This window comes from Arenibacter certesii DSM 19833 (assembly GCF_000429545.1).
Taxonomy (GTDB): Bacteria; Bacteroidota; Bacteroidia; order Flavobacteriales; family Flavobacteriaceae; genus Arenibacter; species Arenibacter certesii.
Genome location: NZ_AUCB01000009.1, coordinates 23344 through 39797 on the forward strand (window position 1 = coordinate 23344; position 16454 = coordinate 39797).

Below are 16454 nucleotides of genomic sequence, written 5' to 3' on the forward strand. Positions count from 1 at the left end.
GATTACTTTTTTGTCGCTAATTTCTCCAAGATAAAAATAAGGGAAAAACCAGTGATGGCTAAGAGAATGGCAAACATAATTTGTGGATCGCCTTCAAAAGCGTAGGGTGAAATATTTTGCTCTTTTAAAACAACGAGTTTTTCACCGTACAATTTAGTTTCCAAGATTTCCTTCCACGGCCAAATCTTGTTCAAAGAGCCTGCGATAAAACCTGTCAGTAAGGATAAGGTGCTATTTTTGTAATGGGTAAACATCCATTTTAAAAGCTTGGCAAAGCTTAAAAGTCCAAATATGGCGCCTAATCCCACCGTGATCACAATTTTTAGATCGCGCTCGTGAACTGCATCCAATATAGTTTTGTACGACCCTAATAATACAAGTATAAAGGCTCCCGATATCCCAGGTAAAATCATGGCGCAGATTGCTAGTGCTCCAGAAAAGAACAAATAGACTAGGGAGTCAGTATTTTTCGAGGGAGGCAGTGTGGTTATGTAATAAGCAATGGCCGCTCCCAAGATTAATGTAAGTATGGTGCCTAGGTTCCATTTATTTATTTCCTTGCCAACCAGAAAAATACTGGCCAACACAAGTCCAAAGAAAAATGACCATAAAGGAATGGGCTGGTTCTCTAATAACCAGCTAATAAATTTTGCCAGGGAAAGGATGCTAATGGCTATTCCCACAAGTAGGGATAATAAAAAATTGCCATTCACCTTGGTCCAGAATGCTTTGAAGCCCTCTGTTCTTAAAGTTTTTAAGAGGGACAGATTAACATTGTTGATACTGGTGATCAATTCTTCGTAAATACCTGATATAAATGCTATTGTGCCTCCTGACACCCCTGGCACTACATCTGCAGCGCCCATAGCCATGCCTTTTAACGAAATAATAAGGTAACTGATGAAATTGCGTTTTTCCATAAAATGATAAAAACATCAAAAATAGTGTAATTATCTGGAAGCTTTTTTCACTTCTTCAATTATGTTCGTTACCCATTCGGTATTATAGAATTGAGGAAACTCGTCTTTAAACAAGTGGAGTTTATCTGCGTCTATTTTTAAGGCATTGATGAGGCGATATTGGGCTCTAGGATAATCACTGATTAAAAGGTAATATCCGGCCATTTTATATTGCATTTCACATGTTTGTGGGTAAAATTCCTGCCCTTGGGTAAGTATTTGGATTGCGGCGTGCACATCTAAATTCTGTACGGCAACGTCGGCCCAATGAAACCATGTGTCAAATTCATAGTTGCCTAGCTCTACGGCTTGTTGGTAAGCATAGTAGGCTTCATCGTTATTTTTTAAAACCGAATGTATTCTGGCGCATTTTTTCCAGTATTTCGCATTTTCACCGTCAATATTTATTGCTTTATTGATGTAATGAAGGGCTTTATCGTAATTCTTTTGTCTAAAGTAATATCCAGTAATAGCCAGCCAGCCCTTATCTAATAAGGGATCCTCATGTACGGTGCGATAATAGTATGATTTGGCCTCTTCGTCTTTATTTAACTTTTCATAGCACCTTCCAATTCGCAAATATGCGTAGGAAGTAGGATCTTCCATTGATATAGTGATGTCGTAATTCTCAATGGCCTCTTCATAGCGGCCCAATTTTTCTAGTACCTTTCCTTTTTCAAAATAGGCCCCAATAAAACTGTCGTCCGAAATGATAGCGAAATCAAAGGCAACCAAGGCTTCCTTGTACAATTTTTTTGGGAAATACATTTTGCCCAACTGATGCCAAGCGACCTCACTATACGGGTTGCGTTCTAAATAGTCGTTTAAATATAGGATTGCGCCATCATAATCTTCCAGAAATTCAAAGCAGTAGATTACATTATAGAGAGATGAGTAATCCTGTTCATCAAAGGATACACACTTCATGAAATTATTCTTTGCCTCCTCAAATTTGTCCATAAACAGATACTCCATTCCTAACAAGGAGTGAATGTCAAAACTATCCTCGGTAAGGTTTAGAGCATGGTGTAAAAGGGAAACTGCCGCCTCGTGATTATCTTTTTTAGAATAGATATTAGCGCGTTGAATGAAGATTTCCTCATTACTGCTATCTATAAGCTGTAGCTCATCTAGCATAGCTTCTGCCTGCTCTAGATTGTTTTCAAAAACCATTACTTCAATGGAGAGGAGTTTTAACTCCACACTATCGGTATGTTGTTGCAATCCAATTTTAATAGCTTTTTTCGCCAGAGCTATCTTTCCGTTGTTTAAATAATGGTGAATAATATCCTGAAAGTCTTCTGCATCAAAGAAGTAGATATCATCTGTCTTCAGCATTGATTCAAACTTAGCGATTGGCTGCCCTGATCTTTCGTTTGGTTCTAACGGCATAGGAACTTCTTATTATTCATTTGGAACTAAAATAGTCTTTACACTTCTTGAAAACTTACGGACTAGGTCTTTATTATTAACAAATTAGTTAACAAATTATTGTCCGAGCTCATTTAATACCTCTAGGATAAGGTTGCATCCTTTTGTAATCTCCTCTTTAGTAATGGTTAGCGGTGGGGAAATTCTAACGGCCTTAGGTTCAAAAAGCAACCAGAAAAGTATTAATCCGTTTTTAGTACATTTTAAAATTAATTCGTTTGTTATTTCCTCGCTTTCCATTATTAAGGCTAACATAAGGCCTTTTCCTCGAATCTCCTTAATTAGGGGGTGTACTAATATGGACCTAAATAATAGTTCCTTCTCTAGGGTATCCGCTATAAGATTTGTTTCGGTGAGCTCTTTTAGTGTTGCCATGGAGGCAGCAGCAATTACTGGATTTCCGCCAAAAGTAGTAATATGGCCAAGCTTTGGTCGGTCCTGTAATGTCAGCATCAGTTTTTGAGAGGCCACAAATGCTCCCACTGGCATGCCTCCGGCCATTCCTTTTCCGATGACCAAAATATCGGGAATGCAATTAAAATGCTCAAAGGCAAAAAGCTTCCCAGTACGTCCAAACCCCGGTTGTACCTCGTCCAGAATAAGCATGGCGCCAACAGCAGTACAACGTTCCCTAACTTTTGATAAATAGTTATTATGGGGAAGAATAAATCCGGCACCCCCCTGAATGGTTTCCAATACTACGGCAGCCGTTTTCTCTGTTATCTTTAATAAATCTGCTTCATGGTTAAACCTCAGATAGCCTACATCTGGCACCAAAGGTCTAAAAGCGCTTTTTCGCTCTTCATACCCCATTATGCTAAGACTTCCCATAGTGTTGCCATGATATGCTCTTTTAGCGGCAATTATCTGGCTTCTTCCTGTGCTCCTTCTAGCTAATTTTAAAGCACCTTCCATAGCTTCTGTGCCAGAATTCACCAAATATGTGGTTTGTAATGGGGCCGGAAGGTATTTTGCCAAGAGTTTAGTGTATTCTACAGCAGGTTCCTGAATATACTCCCCATACACCATAACATGCATATATTTTTCTGCTTGTTCTTGGATAGCTTTTACCACCTTAGGATGGCAATGGCCCAAAGTACATGCAGATACCCCAGCAACAAAATCTAAATGGGCATTACCTTTGGTGTCATATATATAGCTTCCCTTGGCATGGGAGACTTCTAAAGCCAATGGGTGTGGTGAAGTTTGTGCCTGATATTTTAAAAAATCCTCTTTCATAGTCGTGCTTAATTGTCTAAAATGCTAAATATCCATTATCCCGTAATAGCGTTCTTTAAAAATGCTATGCTTAGTCTAGTTTTGTTTGCTTTTTATAAAGTGTTGAATTGCTCTAAATAAACGTAGTACAAGCTCTTTAGTTTGCTGAAGAATCTTTCTTTATAGACTCTAATTGCTTTGATTTCTTTTTTGGCGTTAGGGGAACGGGGGACGCAAAATTCCCTGGGGCATTTATTGAATCGCGCTTTTTTTCTTCCTCAATAGCTTCCGAGGCTTCAATATCGGTATCGATAGGATTATTTATCCCTTGTATAACGGGTAATATGATGTTGTTATCGTCCTCGTCAAAGATATCATCCTTATTTAAGATCCGTTCGTCCCCCCTCCATATAAATCCATTTAATTTTCTGCTGTTATCGGGCAAATCTTTTTCAGGAAATATATCCCCATCTGGGTCAGTAATAAAAGTGATATCCTCAATTTCGTTTTCTGCCATGGTCATCCGAATGGCGCTACATATAGTTTTATCTATTCCTATAAGTTCCTGTTTATCGTTGTACATATAGTAAATCACTTCCGTATTCTTAACTAAGTCAATGATCCGTAACTCGTTATCTACAAACTGTCCAAAGAGATCTTTGCCTTTTGCTTGATTATAACCTACTTTACTAACGGTATCCATTGCAATGATAAAGGCATTGTTGATCACCTTTAATGAGTCTAATTTTTCTGTCTCTATATTCGAAAGGAGGTGAATACTATCCCCTGTCATTTGGTTTTCTCCATTCCAGATAATAGGGCGCGTAATCAATTGGGTAATACCTGTTTTTTGATCAAAATGAATAGAGTCGCACTTACCCGATAAATCCGTTTTATAAAATTTTGCGTTTCTAAAAGCCCGTAAAACGCGTTCTTCCGGTTTCCCGGTTAGCATTAGCGTATCTCCGTGCATATAGAGGGAGTCTTGCTCCACAAGATTAATGGAAACCGCTCTTTTCGTAGCGAAAACGGAGTCTTTTGCCTTAAAAACTTCGGCGTAGTGGGCCCGAATTAAACCATTGTTAATGGTGTCTTTTATTATAATATTATTGGTTGCCGAAGCAAATTCCGTTTTTTTGTCAAAAAAGACACTGTCCCCATAAATGATACGGTTGTTATAATCTATTCTGGTGTTTTTTATCCCGTATCCACTTTCTATGTTGGTGTCGTAGAATCCACGTTCAACGTATATTTTATATCCTTCGCCAGTAATAGTTGAAGGCCCGTATAAATAAGCATTCTTAGATTCGGTATAATAATCCAACTGTTTAGAGACTAATTGAAATTCTGGATTGTTTAGGTTAACACTGTCCAAGAACTGGGACTTTTTTAGTTGGGTGAAATATCGTCCTATCTTACTTGTAAGCGTATTGGTTGAATCTACCACGGTTCCATAATCCTGGTAAAATGCCTCTTGGTTCTCTCTATCAAATCTAAGGGTGTCTGTAGTGAGGGTCATTCCCGTATGCTGTAGGATAACGTTTTCCCAAGCTTTGGCTAGATTAGTATCGCCGTTATAATCAATGCGTCCACTAGTTAACTGAACAGAATCTCCCTGTTGTAGTCTAATGTTTCCAACGGCCTTAAGTCTGTTTTCTTTACGATAGTAAATGGCAACATCACACCATAGGTCTGCTCCCTCATGTTCAAACTGTACCTGTTGGTCGTCTTTACTGAATATAGCTGCGCCTGGGTAGACATCTTCGTTTTTGGTAAAGGTGCCACCATAAACAATATTTATCTGTTTACTTCCAGATGCCGGTTGCTGTGCTTGGCCGATCCCAAATATAAATAGGGCAAATAATAAGAGTATTAGTTTGTGCAAACCATTAAAATTTTGATCAAAAATAGTATATTTTGAATGAGGAATATATTGTTTAGGATAGAATTAGGAAAGCGTTATATGATAAAAGCCATCACAAGGATGGCTTTTATATTAACGGTGGATGGTCTGTGTCCTGTCTGGACCAACTGAAACGATTTTAATAGGCACTTCCAACTCTTGTTCTAAGTATGAGATGTAATTCAATAAGGTATCCGGAAGCTCATCTGCCTTACTCATTTTAGTAAGATCTTGAGCCCATCCTTTCATTTCAGTATATACAGGAGTCACATGTTCTGGCTCTATGCTATAAGGGAAATGTTTTATCTGGGTTCCTTCGTAATTGTATGCGGTGCAAATTTTTAAGGTCTCAAACCCACTAAGGACATCGGCTTTCATCATCATCAATTCGGTCACCCCATTTATTTCAACGGCATATTTTAATGCTACTAGGTCTAACCAGCCGCAGCGTCTTGCTCTTCCGGTGGTAGCTCCAAATTCGTTTCCAATACGGGCCATCTTTTCTCCATTATCATCAAACAGCTCTGTAGGGAACGGACCGCTGCCAACTCTAGTAGTATATGCCTTAAATATACCTATTACTTGTTTTATTTTGTTTGGTGCTACACCAAGACCGGTACAGGCGCCTGCAGCAGTGGTATTAGAAGAAGTTACAAATGGATAAGTCCCAAAATCGATATCCAGCAAAGATCCTTGAGCTCCTTCTGCCAAAATCTTTTTTCCTTCCTTTTGGGCGTTAAAAATATATTCCTCACTATCTATAAAGGTAAGTTTTCTTAGCTCTTCTACGGCAAGGAAAAATTCTGTTTCCAATTCTTTTAAGTTATACTGTATTTCTACATTATAGAAGGCAATCATCGCTTCGTGCTTATTGGCAAGTGCCCGGTATTTATCTTTCCAATCGGAAAATTCCAAATCCCCAACACGTAAGCCGTTTCTTCCGGTCTTATCCATATAGGTAGGTCCTATACCTTTTAGGGTAGACCCAATCTTGGCCTTTCCTTTAGAGGTTTCAGAAGCGGCGTCTAATAAGCGATGGGTAGGCAAAATAAGGTGTGCCTTTCTCGAAATTAGAAGTTTAGATTTAATATCTAGGTTAAACTTCTTTAAGTTATCCAACTCTTTTTTAAAAATAACGGGATCGATCACCACGCCATTACCAACAATGTTGATAGCGGTCTTGTGAAATATACCCGATGGGATGGTATGCAAGACATGTTTTATGCCATCAAATTCCAGCGTGTGACCAGCGTTGGGGCCACCTTGGAAGCGAGCAATAATATCGTAGTCTTTAGTTAAAACATCCACTATTTTTCCTTTCCCTTCGTCTCCCCATTGGAGTCCGAGTAGTAAATCTACTGCCATTCTTTATGTAATTGGATTAATTATTTGTGTTTTCTTCTTTGTTTCGTGTACCATAAAAATATAGGGAATGAGTGTTGATTTTAATATCAAATACTTCCTCTATAGTCTGTTTAATAACTTGAATCCGTGGGTCGCAGAACTCCATTACTTCCCCTGTATCTGTTAGGATAACATGGTCGTGTTGTCTATCAAAATATGATTTTTCATATTGGGCCTGATTCTTACCGAATTGATGTTTTCTTACCAATTTAGATTCTAATAAAAGCTCAATGGTATTGTATAAGGTAGCTCTACTGACCCTATAATTCTTGTTTTTCATTTTGATGTAGAGTGATTCTATATCAAAATGATCTTCACTTTTATAGATTTCATGTAGAATGGCGTAACGTTCAGGTGTTTTCCTATGTCCGTTTTCTTCTAAGAAAGCGGTGAATACACCTTTTACAATTTCTTGATTATTATTATCCCCCATAGCTATGTACCCTGCATTAGTCTGCAAATGTACAGTTAAAATTTAAATTCTAGATACTTTATCGATGCCGTTGATCTGCTTTAGCTTTTCTATAACTCTTTTAAGAATAATATTGTTTTTTACAACAAGTGTAATTCTACCAGTAAATGTTCCCCCTTCTGTGCTAAAATTCAAATTCCGCATGTTGACATTTAAATTGCCCGAAATAATTTCGGTAATCTGACTGATCAATCCTAAGTTATCTATTCCAGTCAGCATTATCTCTACGGTAAACTCTTCTTGGGACGAGTCTATCCATTTGGCAGATATGATTCTATAGGCATAATTTGATTGTAGTGATATGGCATTGGGGCAATTTTTCTTATGCACCTTAATCCCTTCGTTTACACTTACAAAACCAAACACTTCATCGCCAGGAATAGGATTGCAGCACTGGGAGAGTTTATATTCTAACTTATCCTCTTCTTTGCCAAATACTAGCGTGTCATATTTTACGGTGATTTCTTCCTTATTTATTTCTGTAGGAGAAGGAGTTCTCCTCATCTTATTTTTAAAGAAGCTGATAAAGGCATTGCTATAGGATGCGGCAAAATCTTTGATCATCTGATTGTCTATAACACCTATTGCCACTCTATAAAACAGGTCTAGACTGGTCTTTAATTTAAAGAAGACCACCATTTTATTAATCGTGTCCTCATTAAGGTTAATTTTTTGGGATTTAAGTTTTCTCCTTAGAATCTCTTTCCCGTCCATTGCGACAACTTTCTTTTCTTCCCGCAATGAAGATTTGATTTTGGATCGGGCTCTTGCCGTTGTGGCATAATCCAACCAACTTTGGTTAGGTTTGGCAGATTCGGACGTAATAATATCTACTTGATCACCGCTCTGAAGGGTAGTATTTAGTGGGACTAACTTTCCATTTACTTTGGCGCCCCTGGTATGCATGCCTACTTCGGTATGGATGTTAAAGGCAAAATCTAAGGGCGTTGCTCCTTTTGGAAGTGATTTAAGCTCGCCCTTGGGAGTAAACACAAAGATTTCCTTGGAATAAAGGTTTAACTTAAATTCCTCAACAAAATCTACCGCATTGGAATTCGCATTTTCTAAGGCTTCTTGGAGTTTGTTTAACCATTCTTCAATTCCTTGTTCTTTTTGATCTCCATGTTTATACTTAAAGTGTGCCGCATATCCTTTCTCGGCTATCTCGTGCATTCGTTCACTTCTGATCTGTACTTCTACCCATCTTCCTTTTGGTCCCATCACAGTAATATGCAATGCTTCATAACCTGTAGATTTAGGGGAGGAAATCCAATCCCGTAATCGTACTGGGTTGGGCGTGTAATGATCGGTAACAATAGAGTATATTTTCCAGGCGATAAATTTTTCGTTATGCCTGTCCGATTCATATATGATGCGTAGGGCAAACTTGTCGTAAATCTCGTCAAAAGAAACATTCTGGGCCTTCATCTTGCGGCGAATGGAAAAAATCGATTTCATTCGCCCCTTTATTTGATATTTAATGTTTTCCTGGTCCAAAGAGTTGCTAATGGTCTCTGAAAAGGCATCTATATAAGCCTGTTGATCCTCCTTAGACTCCTCAATTTCACCTAAAATATCTGCATAAACTTCGGGTTCTGTATACTTAAGGCTTAAGTCCTCTAAATCTGTCTTAATATTATATAAACCTATTCTATGCGCCAAGGGGGCATAGATATATAAGGTTTCGGAAGCTATCTTTACCTGCTTGTGCTCTGGCATGGAATCCATGGTGAGCATGTTGTGGTACCGATCTGCTATTTTTATAATAATGACTCTTACATCGTCATTCAGCGTTAAGAGCATTTTTCTAAAGTTCTCTGCCTGCTGGGATATGTTCATATCCTTATTTAGATGTGCGATTTTCGTAAGACCATCTACAATACGCGCTACCGTTTCCCCAAATATACGCTCAATATCCACAAGGGTATATTCAGTGTCCTCTACCACATCGTGGAGGAGAGCAGACGCAATAGAGACCGCATCAAGACCAATTTCAGAAGCCACAATTTTAGCGACGGCTATAGGGTGAAATATATAGGCTTCTCCTGACTTTCTTCTTTGATTTTTATGTGCATCTACGGCAACATCAAAGGCAGAGCGTATCAATTTCTTATCCTCATCGGTAAGGGTCTGATAGCTTATGCGAAGCAACTCCTTGTATTGCTTGGCAATATTCTTATTCTCTTGTTCTATTGCAGCTTCGGTCATCATATTTTAAATTTAATACATACTAGAATAAAACACAACAAAATCTATACCTTTAAATTTCTTATCCTAGCAATTAGTGGAGGATGGGAATAATGCATAAATACATAAGCAGGATGTGGAGTAAGATTGCTAAGGCTACTCTTAGATAATTTTTTTAAGGAACTGATCAAGGGTTGTGGAGAAAAGGTATCCTTGGCATAATCGTCTGCCTGATATTCAAAAGCTCTAGAAATCATATTCATTACTAGACTGGTGATTTCTGAAATGGGGCTGTATAAAATTCCAAAGCCTATCAACGCTGCATGAAAACTAGGATGGGAAACTCCAATGGCTAGAGAAACTTCCGGATTGTTTATAAAAATAGAGAGTATGTATAGCGTTAATCCTGTTAATAAAATGGAAAGGGTAATGTTGTAAATAATATGTTTTCGCTTATAATGTCCTACCTCATGGGCTAATACCGCTACAATTTCTTCTTCTTCCAAATCGTTGATTAAAGTATCATACAAAGTGATTCTTTTTTCCCTTCCAAAGCCCGAAAAATAAGCATTGGCCTTAGTGGATCTTTTGGATCCATCAATCACAAAAATATTCTTAATTTCAAATCCTACTTTATTGGCGTATTCTTGAATCTTATCTTTTAAACTGCCATCTTCTAAAGGAGTCTGCTTATTGAATATAGGAACAATGAGCCTGCTGTAGAATAAATTCATAAACAAGGAAACGGCAGCAACTAAGAACCACGTATAGATCCAAAAGTTAGTTCCTGCCCATTCAAAAAACCAAATGATCAAAGTTAAAATTCCACCCCCTAAAATAATGGTCATTAGCCACCCCTTGATCTTGTCTATCCAAAATAATTTTTTGCTAGTCTTGTTGAAACCAAATTTCTCTTCAATAACAAAAGTTCTGTAATAGGAAAATGGAGTGGTAAGAATGTCATTTCCAATCATAATAATACCAAAAAATATCAAGGCGATAATTATAGGATTAGAGCTAACGCTTCTAGCAATGGAATCTATCCATTCAAAACCTCCAAATAGGAGGAATGCCAAGGTGATTATTAAGGAAAAGGTTGCAGTGAACCATGCGAACTTATAGTTGATCTTTTTGTATTCTTGAGACTTTCTATATTCTTCTTGGTCAAAAACGTCTTCTAGTTCTTGGGGAATTCTATCGTTATAACGTTTAGCATTTAGGTATTCTAATCCCCGATCAATTATAAATTGGATAATTAGAATGGCAATTATAATATAGAATAGAATTTGGGTGTCCATTTGTAGTTATCAAAATTAGATAGAGGCTAAAGTTTTCTTTGTCTTACAGCCTCAAATATAAGTATTGCCGCGGAGACGGAAACATTCATAGAGTCTATTTCCCCCCGCATGGGAATGATTATATTCTGATCGGATTTTTGCAACCAGTCCTCCGATAGTCCAGTAGCCTCTGTGCCAACCACAATAGCCGTGGGTTGGGTAAAGTCTACCAAAGTGTAGGCTTTGGAGGCGGTCAATGCGGCGCAATTAATGGAAATATTATTTTTTTTGAGGTACTCTATAATCTCCTCGGAACTCCCTATACCGATATTAGTAGTGAAAAGACATCCTACACTGGAACGGATAATATTGGGGTTGTAAAGATCCCCTTTGGCATTAGCAATAATTACAGCATCCAAACCCGCGGCATCCGCAGTTCGGAGCAAAGCGCCAATATTACCTGGTTTTTCGGGAGCTTCTGCAACCAGAATCAGAGGATTTTTGCTCTCTAGTTTAAGTTGGTCTAGGGAATGCTCCTTTGTTTTGGCAATCGCCAAAATACCTCCTGTACTATTTCTGTAGGCGATTTTTTGAAAAACTTCCTTTGAAATGGAAACCAATTCGGGTGGATCTTCAACCTCTTTAAGTTGATTCAAGACCTCTTCTTTTGAAATTAGTTCAGGATAAAAGAAAAGGGTCCGTAGCAGGTATCTGCCCTTTATTGCCAGTTCCAGTTCTTTGATTCCTTCAATTATAAAGATTCCTTTTTTCTTGCGCTCCCGTGATTTTTCTATTAATACTAGCGTCTGCCTTACTAAAGGGTTTTGTACGCTGTTTATCTCCTTAATATAGCTCATCGGAACAAAAATAAGCTATTGGTGCGACTTACACCACCTAAAAATGTACGCTCAATTGACCCCTAAAAGACATACGTTTTTAAAAATGTGAATGAAATTAAAGAAAACTAGATTTCTCTGCTTCTGGTGTTCTATCCTTTCTTGAGTGTTACCGACTAAAGAACCCTTGTCTAATGTTTATTTGATTCTTTTTATGGTGCTCATGTTATTAATCTAGTGCCATTGGATTTTGGTAATTAGTAAATTATTTGGGTATTAGAAGGTGGGAGAGGGAAAAGTAATTTCACTGTTAAAAGTATATCATGAAAAAAGGGCTAGAAATAGATTGTATTCCAAGCCCTTTTAATTTTGTTATATAAATAGTTTATTTTCCTTCATATTTTCCCATATACCTTTTCCATAATTGGGTTTGATGGGTTTCTAGTGAGATATCTCTACCATCTATGAAAGCTTTGCTCAATTGATTGGTGCGCATGTCCAATGCATCACCTTCTGAGATAAATAGGGTAGCGCTTTTTCCTACTTCCAAAGTTCCGTAATTTTCATCTATACCAAGGATTTTTGCTGGGTTAGAGGTGATCATCTCCAACGCTTTTTCTGGAGACATTCCTTGTTGTGCAATTTGCCCTGCATAAAAGGGAAGGTTCCTGTTTTGGAAATTCATGGCATCCATATTTTGTATAGCTACTAACAGACCCGCATCCGATAATATTTTAGGGAGTCTATAGGGTAGATCATAATCGTCATCATCATGTTGGGGTAGGTTATGGGGTGCCCTTACCAAAATAGAAATCTGGTGCTGTTTAAGGAAGTCGGTAATTTTATGGGCCTCATATCCGCCAACTAATACTATATGTTTAACCCCTAGGTTTTTAACTGCAGTAATAGCATCTAATATTTCTTTTTCCCCGTCGGCATATATATACAGTTTTTGTGTGCCTTGGAACAGACCCTGGGTTGCCCCGTAAGCCGGATTGTTTTTCGTCTCATTGGATTTACCATAGGCCTTGACACTTTTAAGGAAATTTTCGATTTTTGCTGTTTCTTCGGGATAGTCCTTATTGGGTTTGTATGCTCTATCTTCACCCATCCACCATTGACCCTGCTTAAAGCTATTTGGCCAGTTAAGATGTATCCCATCATCTACCTTTACGGCAGCATCTTCCCAATTCCATGCATCAAATTGCATAACGGATGATGTGCCAGAAATAATTCCGCCTTTTGGAGAAACCTGTCCCAAAAGCACTCCGTTGGGGCGCATACTTTCTACTACTTTAGATTCCGCATTGTAAGCGATCAAACTTCTTACATGTGGAGTCATTTCCCCAATTTCAGCTTTGTCGTTTGTTGCTCTAACGGCATCTACCTCTACCAAACCTAAGGAGGTGCAAGTGGCAATAAATCCGGGATATACATGTTTTCCCTTGGCATTTATGACCGTGCCGGTACGGGCAATCCTTGCGTTGGCACTGCCTACAAAAGTGAGTTTGCCATTTTCAAACATGATTAAAGAGTTTTCGATAACCTCCCCATTTCCCAAGTGGGCAATTGCACCCTCAATAGAAATTCCCATTTCTTGTGCGGATGCCGGTGTTTGTTGTGCAAAATTTTGATAAGTACACAGGATAAAAGCTATAACTATGGTAATTTTTAAATTTTTCATCTAGTATCGATTTTTAAAGGCTATCACAATGAAATTCTTCTTTCTCAGTCTTCTTGGGATCTTGGGTGGCATTGCCCTTATTCTTCTCCTTTAGCATAAGATTTATTAATTTTGCTTTTTCGGCTTTAATGGCTTCTCGTTGTTGTTTGTCTTTTTCCAGATCAAAGTATACCGCTCCTTCTATCAATGTTTTTTCGGCTTTGGAATAAACGGACAAGGGGTTGTGGCTCCATAAAACGATATCTGCATCCTTTCCTTCTTTTATACTACCCACCTTTTCGTCTAAATGCAATAGTTTTGCTGGGTTAATGGTTACCATTTTCCATGCTTCTAACTCGGTCATACCACCATATTTAACCGTTTTAGCTGCTTCTTGATTAAGTCTCCTGGACATTTCCGCATCATCACTGTTAAGGGCTACTGTAATCCCTTGGCTCTGCATAATGGCCGCATTGTATGGGATGGCATCATTTACTTCATACTTGTAGGCCCACCAATCGCTAAAAGTGGAGGCACCTACTCCGTGTGCCTTCATTTTATCGGCTAGCTTATATCCTTCCAAAATATGGGTAAAAGTGTTGATGGTAAAGTCAAATTTCTCTGCCACTTTCATCAACATGTTTATTTCACTTTGCACATAGGAGTGACAGCTAATAAATCGTTCTCCATTTAGGATTTCGGCCAATGTTTCCATTTCCTCATCCACTCTATAGGGTTGTCCGCTTTTTTTCTTAAGATCGTATTCCTTGGCACGCTGAAAGTAGTTGATAAACATTTGTTCTACACCCATTCTACTTTGGGGGAATCTACTAAAACTGCTCCAGTTAGATTGCTTTACATTTTCGCCAAGTGCGAATTTTATAAATTTAGGAGAGTTATCATAGATCATCTCTTCAGCACTTGCTCCCCATTTCAATTTAATAAGGGCAGATCTTCCTCCAATAGGATTTGCGGATCCGTGCAACAGTTGGGCTGAGGTTACTCCACCTGCTAAGTTGCGATAGATTCCTATATGTTCTGGGTCTACTACGTCTTCCATTTTCACCTCTGCGGTGGAATTGTGTCCGCTTTCGTTAACAGATAATAACGCAATATGCGAATGCTCGTCTATGATTCCGGCAGTGAGGTGTTTCCCCGTAGCGTCTATTACTATAGCCCCTCCTGCATTAATGTTTTTCCCTATTTTGGAGATTTTTCCATTCTTAATCAGGACATCGGTAGCTTCCAGAATTCCTGCTTCTTCACTAGTCCATACTGTGGCGTTCTTAAACAATATGGTTTCCTGTTTTGGTCTGCTGGCATAACCGTAGCCTACATTAGGATAGGTGACAGGCTGCACTAATGGGGATTTGTCTTGCTTATCTCCCTTTGGTATTTCTGAGTAAGGGGAGGTTTTGTTAGCTGTAAAAGTAGTCTCGGTGCCATTGGGCAAAATAAGTCTACCAGTAATATTGTCTGAATCTGAGGTAACTTTACCAGTCATCCTATAGATTTTATCCCCTTCTTTATTATGAAAGGTTAATGCTACCCAACTATTTTCGTAACTTAAGGTAGAGGTACGCTTGTCATCTCCTTCCTTAATTTCTGCTATGGGCTTTGCTGGTTCACCGCTAATAGATAAGGTATAGGTGCTTCCTCCTGCACTCAGGCTATAGTTGCCTCTTATATCTTTAAGGCTTTTATCGTTAATGATATGCTGTTGTCCTTGTACCCAGTTCTCGAATAAAATAGTTCCTTTATCAAAAATATCGCCAGAGGTAATAAGGAAATTTGCCTGGCTCCCTGTCTGTAGTGTTCCTATTTCTGTAGATTTTCCCAAGGTTGCTGCTGGGACGGTGGTTAGCGCCTCCAAGGCAGTTGTTTTGGATAGTCCATATTCTAGAGCAGTTGCCAGCTTATCTTTAAATTCTGAAGGAGATTTTAAGTCGTGTAGCGTAAGGCTGAAAGTGATTTTGTTCTCTTCTAGCACTTTGGGATTGGATGGGGCCTGATTCCATAAGCGCATATCTTTTAAGCTTAGGAACTGTGCTTGGAAAGGATTGGATACATCGTATGCTTTTGGAAAATTAATAGGAACTATCAATTTGGCATTGGTGGCTTTAATATCTGGAATATTTTCATATTCATTTCCGCCTGCCAATATTACATATGGAGTATTAAAAGCATCGCCTATTTTGTCTGCACGCAATACATGGTCTTTGTCACCGGCTTCAAATATTTGCACCAAATTTTTGTTAGTATTTAAAGATTCTAGGGAACGATCCTTTGTCTCTACATTACCTTTGGCGTACCAATCTGCATCGTGGTACATTTGTCTTAATAATGCTAAGGAACCCATTAGGGAGCTTGGGTATGATTGTGATTTAAGGACGCTCTTTTTTAAAGAAAAATATTGGGCCGACTTATCGTCCAAAATCCGATCGGCGTCGCTACCCTTCCCGTTTAGTGCAATTAGGGCACCTGTTCCGCGGGCAATACCATCTTGAATATGTGTGTTTACCGTTCCAAATCCGGCCTTCCTTAGTTCTTCTGCTTTCTTGTCGTCATATTTGAAAACGCCAATAGCATTGTTTTCTGGCATAATATGGTCGTTCCAATAAAATCCCTCTCTAGAAGATTCGTATTGTGCAGTACGGCCTCCGCCAGTGGCCCTTTTGGGCTGATCTATTCCGAAATCAGAATAAATATCAATAAAGGAGGGGTAAATAAATTTTCCTTCTAGATCTATGGATACTGTATTTTTTGGTAGGTTGACCGATTTCCCGGTCGCTACTACCTTGCCCTTGTAAATAAGCAAGGTGGCCTTATCTATGACCTTTGTAGGGGTAATGTAAATTTTGGCATTGGTTAAGGCTGTGTAATTAAGGTCCTCTGCCTTAACACCATCATTTTTGGGAAAGTAATCCTGAGCAAACAAAGAAATACTGCACCACATGGTGGCGAGTGCTAAAAAGCGCATTTTCATATTAAGTTGTGTTAGTTATATTAGTTGATCTAAAAATAGCCTTTCCCTTACAAACCACTAAAGTGTTTGGGTTTTTTTAACATTTAAGGAGGTAGATTCAATAAGGACTTGCTAAATT

The 16454-nt window shown here is 38.5% G+C and carries 11 protein-coding genes; all 11 read right to left on the bottom strand.

The genetic code is table 11. The annotated features are described in order from the left end of the window. Positions 1 to 2: 2 nt before the first annotated feature. A complete protein-coding gene (locus G466_RS0105325; RefSeq protein WP_026812724.1) occupies positions 3 to 920 on the bottom strand; it encodes a DUF368 domain-containing protein in 918 nt (305 codons plus the stop codon). Positions 921 to 950: 30 nt separating this feature from the next. Beyond that, positions 951 to 2351, bottom strand: a complete 1401-nt coding sequence (locus G466_RS0105330; RefSeq protein WP_026812725.1) for a tetratricopeptide repeat protein — start codon at positions 2349 to 2351, stop codon at positions 951 to 953. A gap of 96 nt (positions 2352 to 2447) precedes the next feature. Beyond that, positions 2448 to 3629 (bottom strand): aspartate aminotransferase family protein, encoded by a 1182-nt coding sequence (locus tag G466_RS0105335; protein WP_026812726.1) that lies wholly within the window; start codon positions 3627 to 3629, stop codon positions 2448 to 2450. Between the two features lie 136 nt (positions 3630 to 3765). Continuing rightward, complete coding sequence (locus G466_RS21500; RefSeq protein ID WP_034234763.1) at positions 3766 to 5493, bottom strand: OstA-like protein; 1728 nt, start codon at positions 5491 to 5493, stop codon at positions 3766 to 3768. A 111-nt stretch (positions 5494 to 5604) separates the two neighbouring features. Further along, positions 5605 to 6876 carry an adenylosuccinate synthase gene (locus G466_RS0105345; protein WP_026812727.1) on the bottom strand — a complete coding sequence of 424 codons (1272 nt, stop codon included), beginning with the start codon at positions 6874 to 6876 and terminating at the stop codon, positions 5605 to 5607. 16 nt (positions 6877 to 6892) lie between these two features. Next, the gene (locus tag G466_RS0105350) at positions 6893 to 7348 is read right to left on the bottom strand and encodes a Fur family transcriptional regulator (protein ID WP_026812728.1); all 456 of its coding nucleotides are present in this window, start codon (positions 7346 to 7348) and stop codon (positions 6893 to 6895) included. A gap of 42 nt (positions 7349 to 7390) precedes the next feature. Continuing rightward, complete coding sequence (locus tag G466_RS0105355; protein WP_026812729.1) at positions 7391 to 9595, bottom strand: RelA/SpoT family protein; 2205 nt, start codon at positions 9593 to 9595, stop codon at positions 7391 to 7393. A gap of 44 nt (positions 9596 to 9639) precedes the next feature. Continuing rightward, positions 9640 to 10872, bottom strand: a complete 1233-nt coding sequence (locus tag G466_RS0105360) for a M48 family metallopeptidase (RefSeq protein WP_026812730.1) — start codon at positions 10870 to 10872, stop codon at positions 9640 to 9642. A 26-nt stretch (positions 10873 to 10898) separates the two neighbouring features. Further along, positions 10899 to 11708, bottom strand: coding sequence for a TrmH family RNA methyltransferase (locus G466_RS0105365; protein WP_026812731.1), 810 nt, complete (start codon positions 11706 to 11708; stop codon positions 10899 to 10901). A 364-nt stretch (positions 11709 to 12072) separates the two neighbouring features. Next, positions 12073 to 13371 carry an amidohydrolase family protein gene (locus G466_RS0105370; protein WP_026812732.1) on the bottom strand — a complete coding sequence of 433 codons (1299 nt, stop codon included), beginning with the start codon at positions 13369 to 13371 and terminating at the stop codon, positions 12073 to 12075. A gap of 13 nt (positions 13372 to 13384) precedes the next feature. Continuing rightward, on the bottom strand, positions 13385 to 16336 hold the full coding sequence (locus G466_RS0105375) for an amidohydrolase family protein (protein WP_026812733.1): 2952 nt from the start codon (positions 16334 to 16336) through the stop codon (positions 13385 to 13387). Between the last annotated feature and the right edge of the window lie 118 nt (positions 16337 to 16454).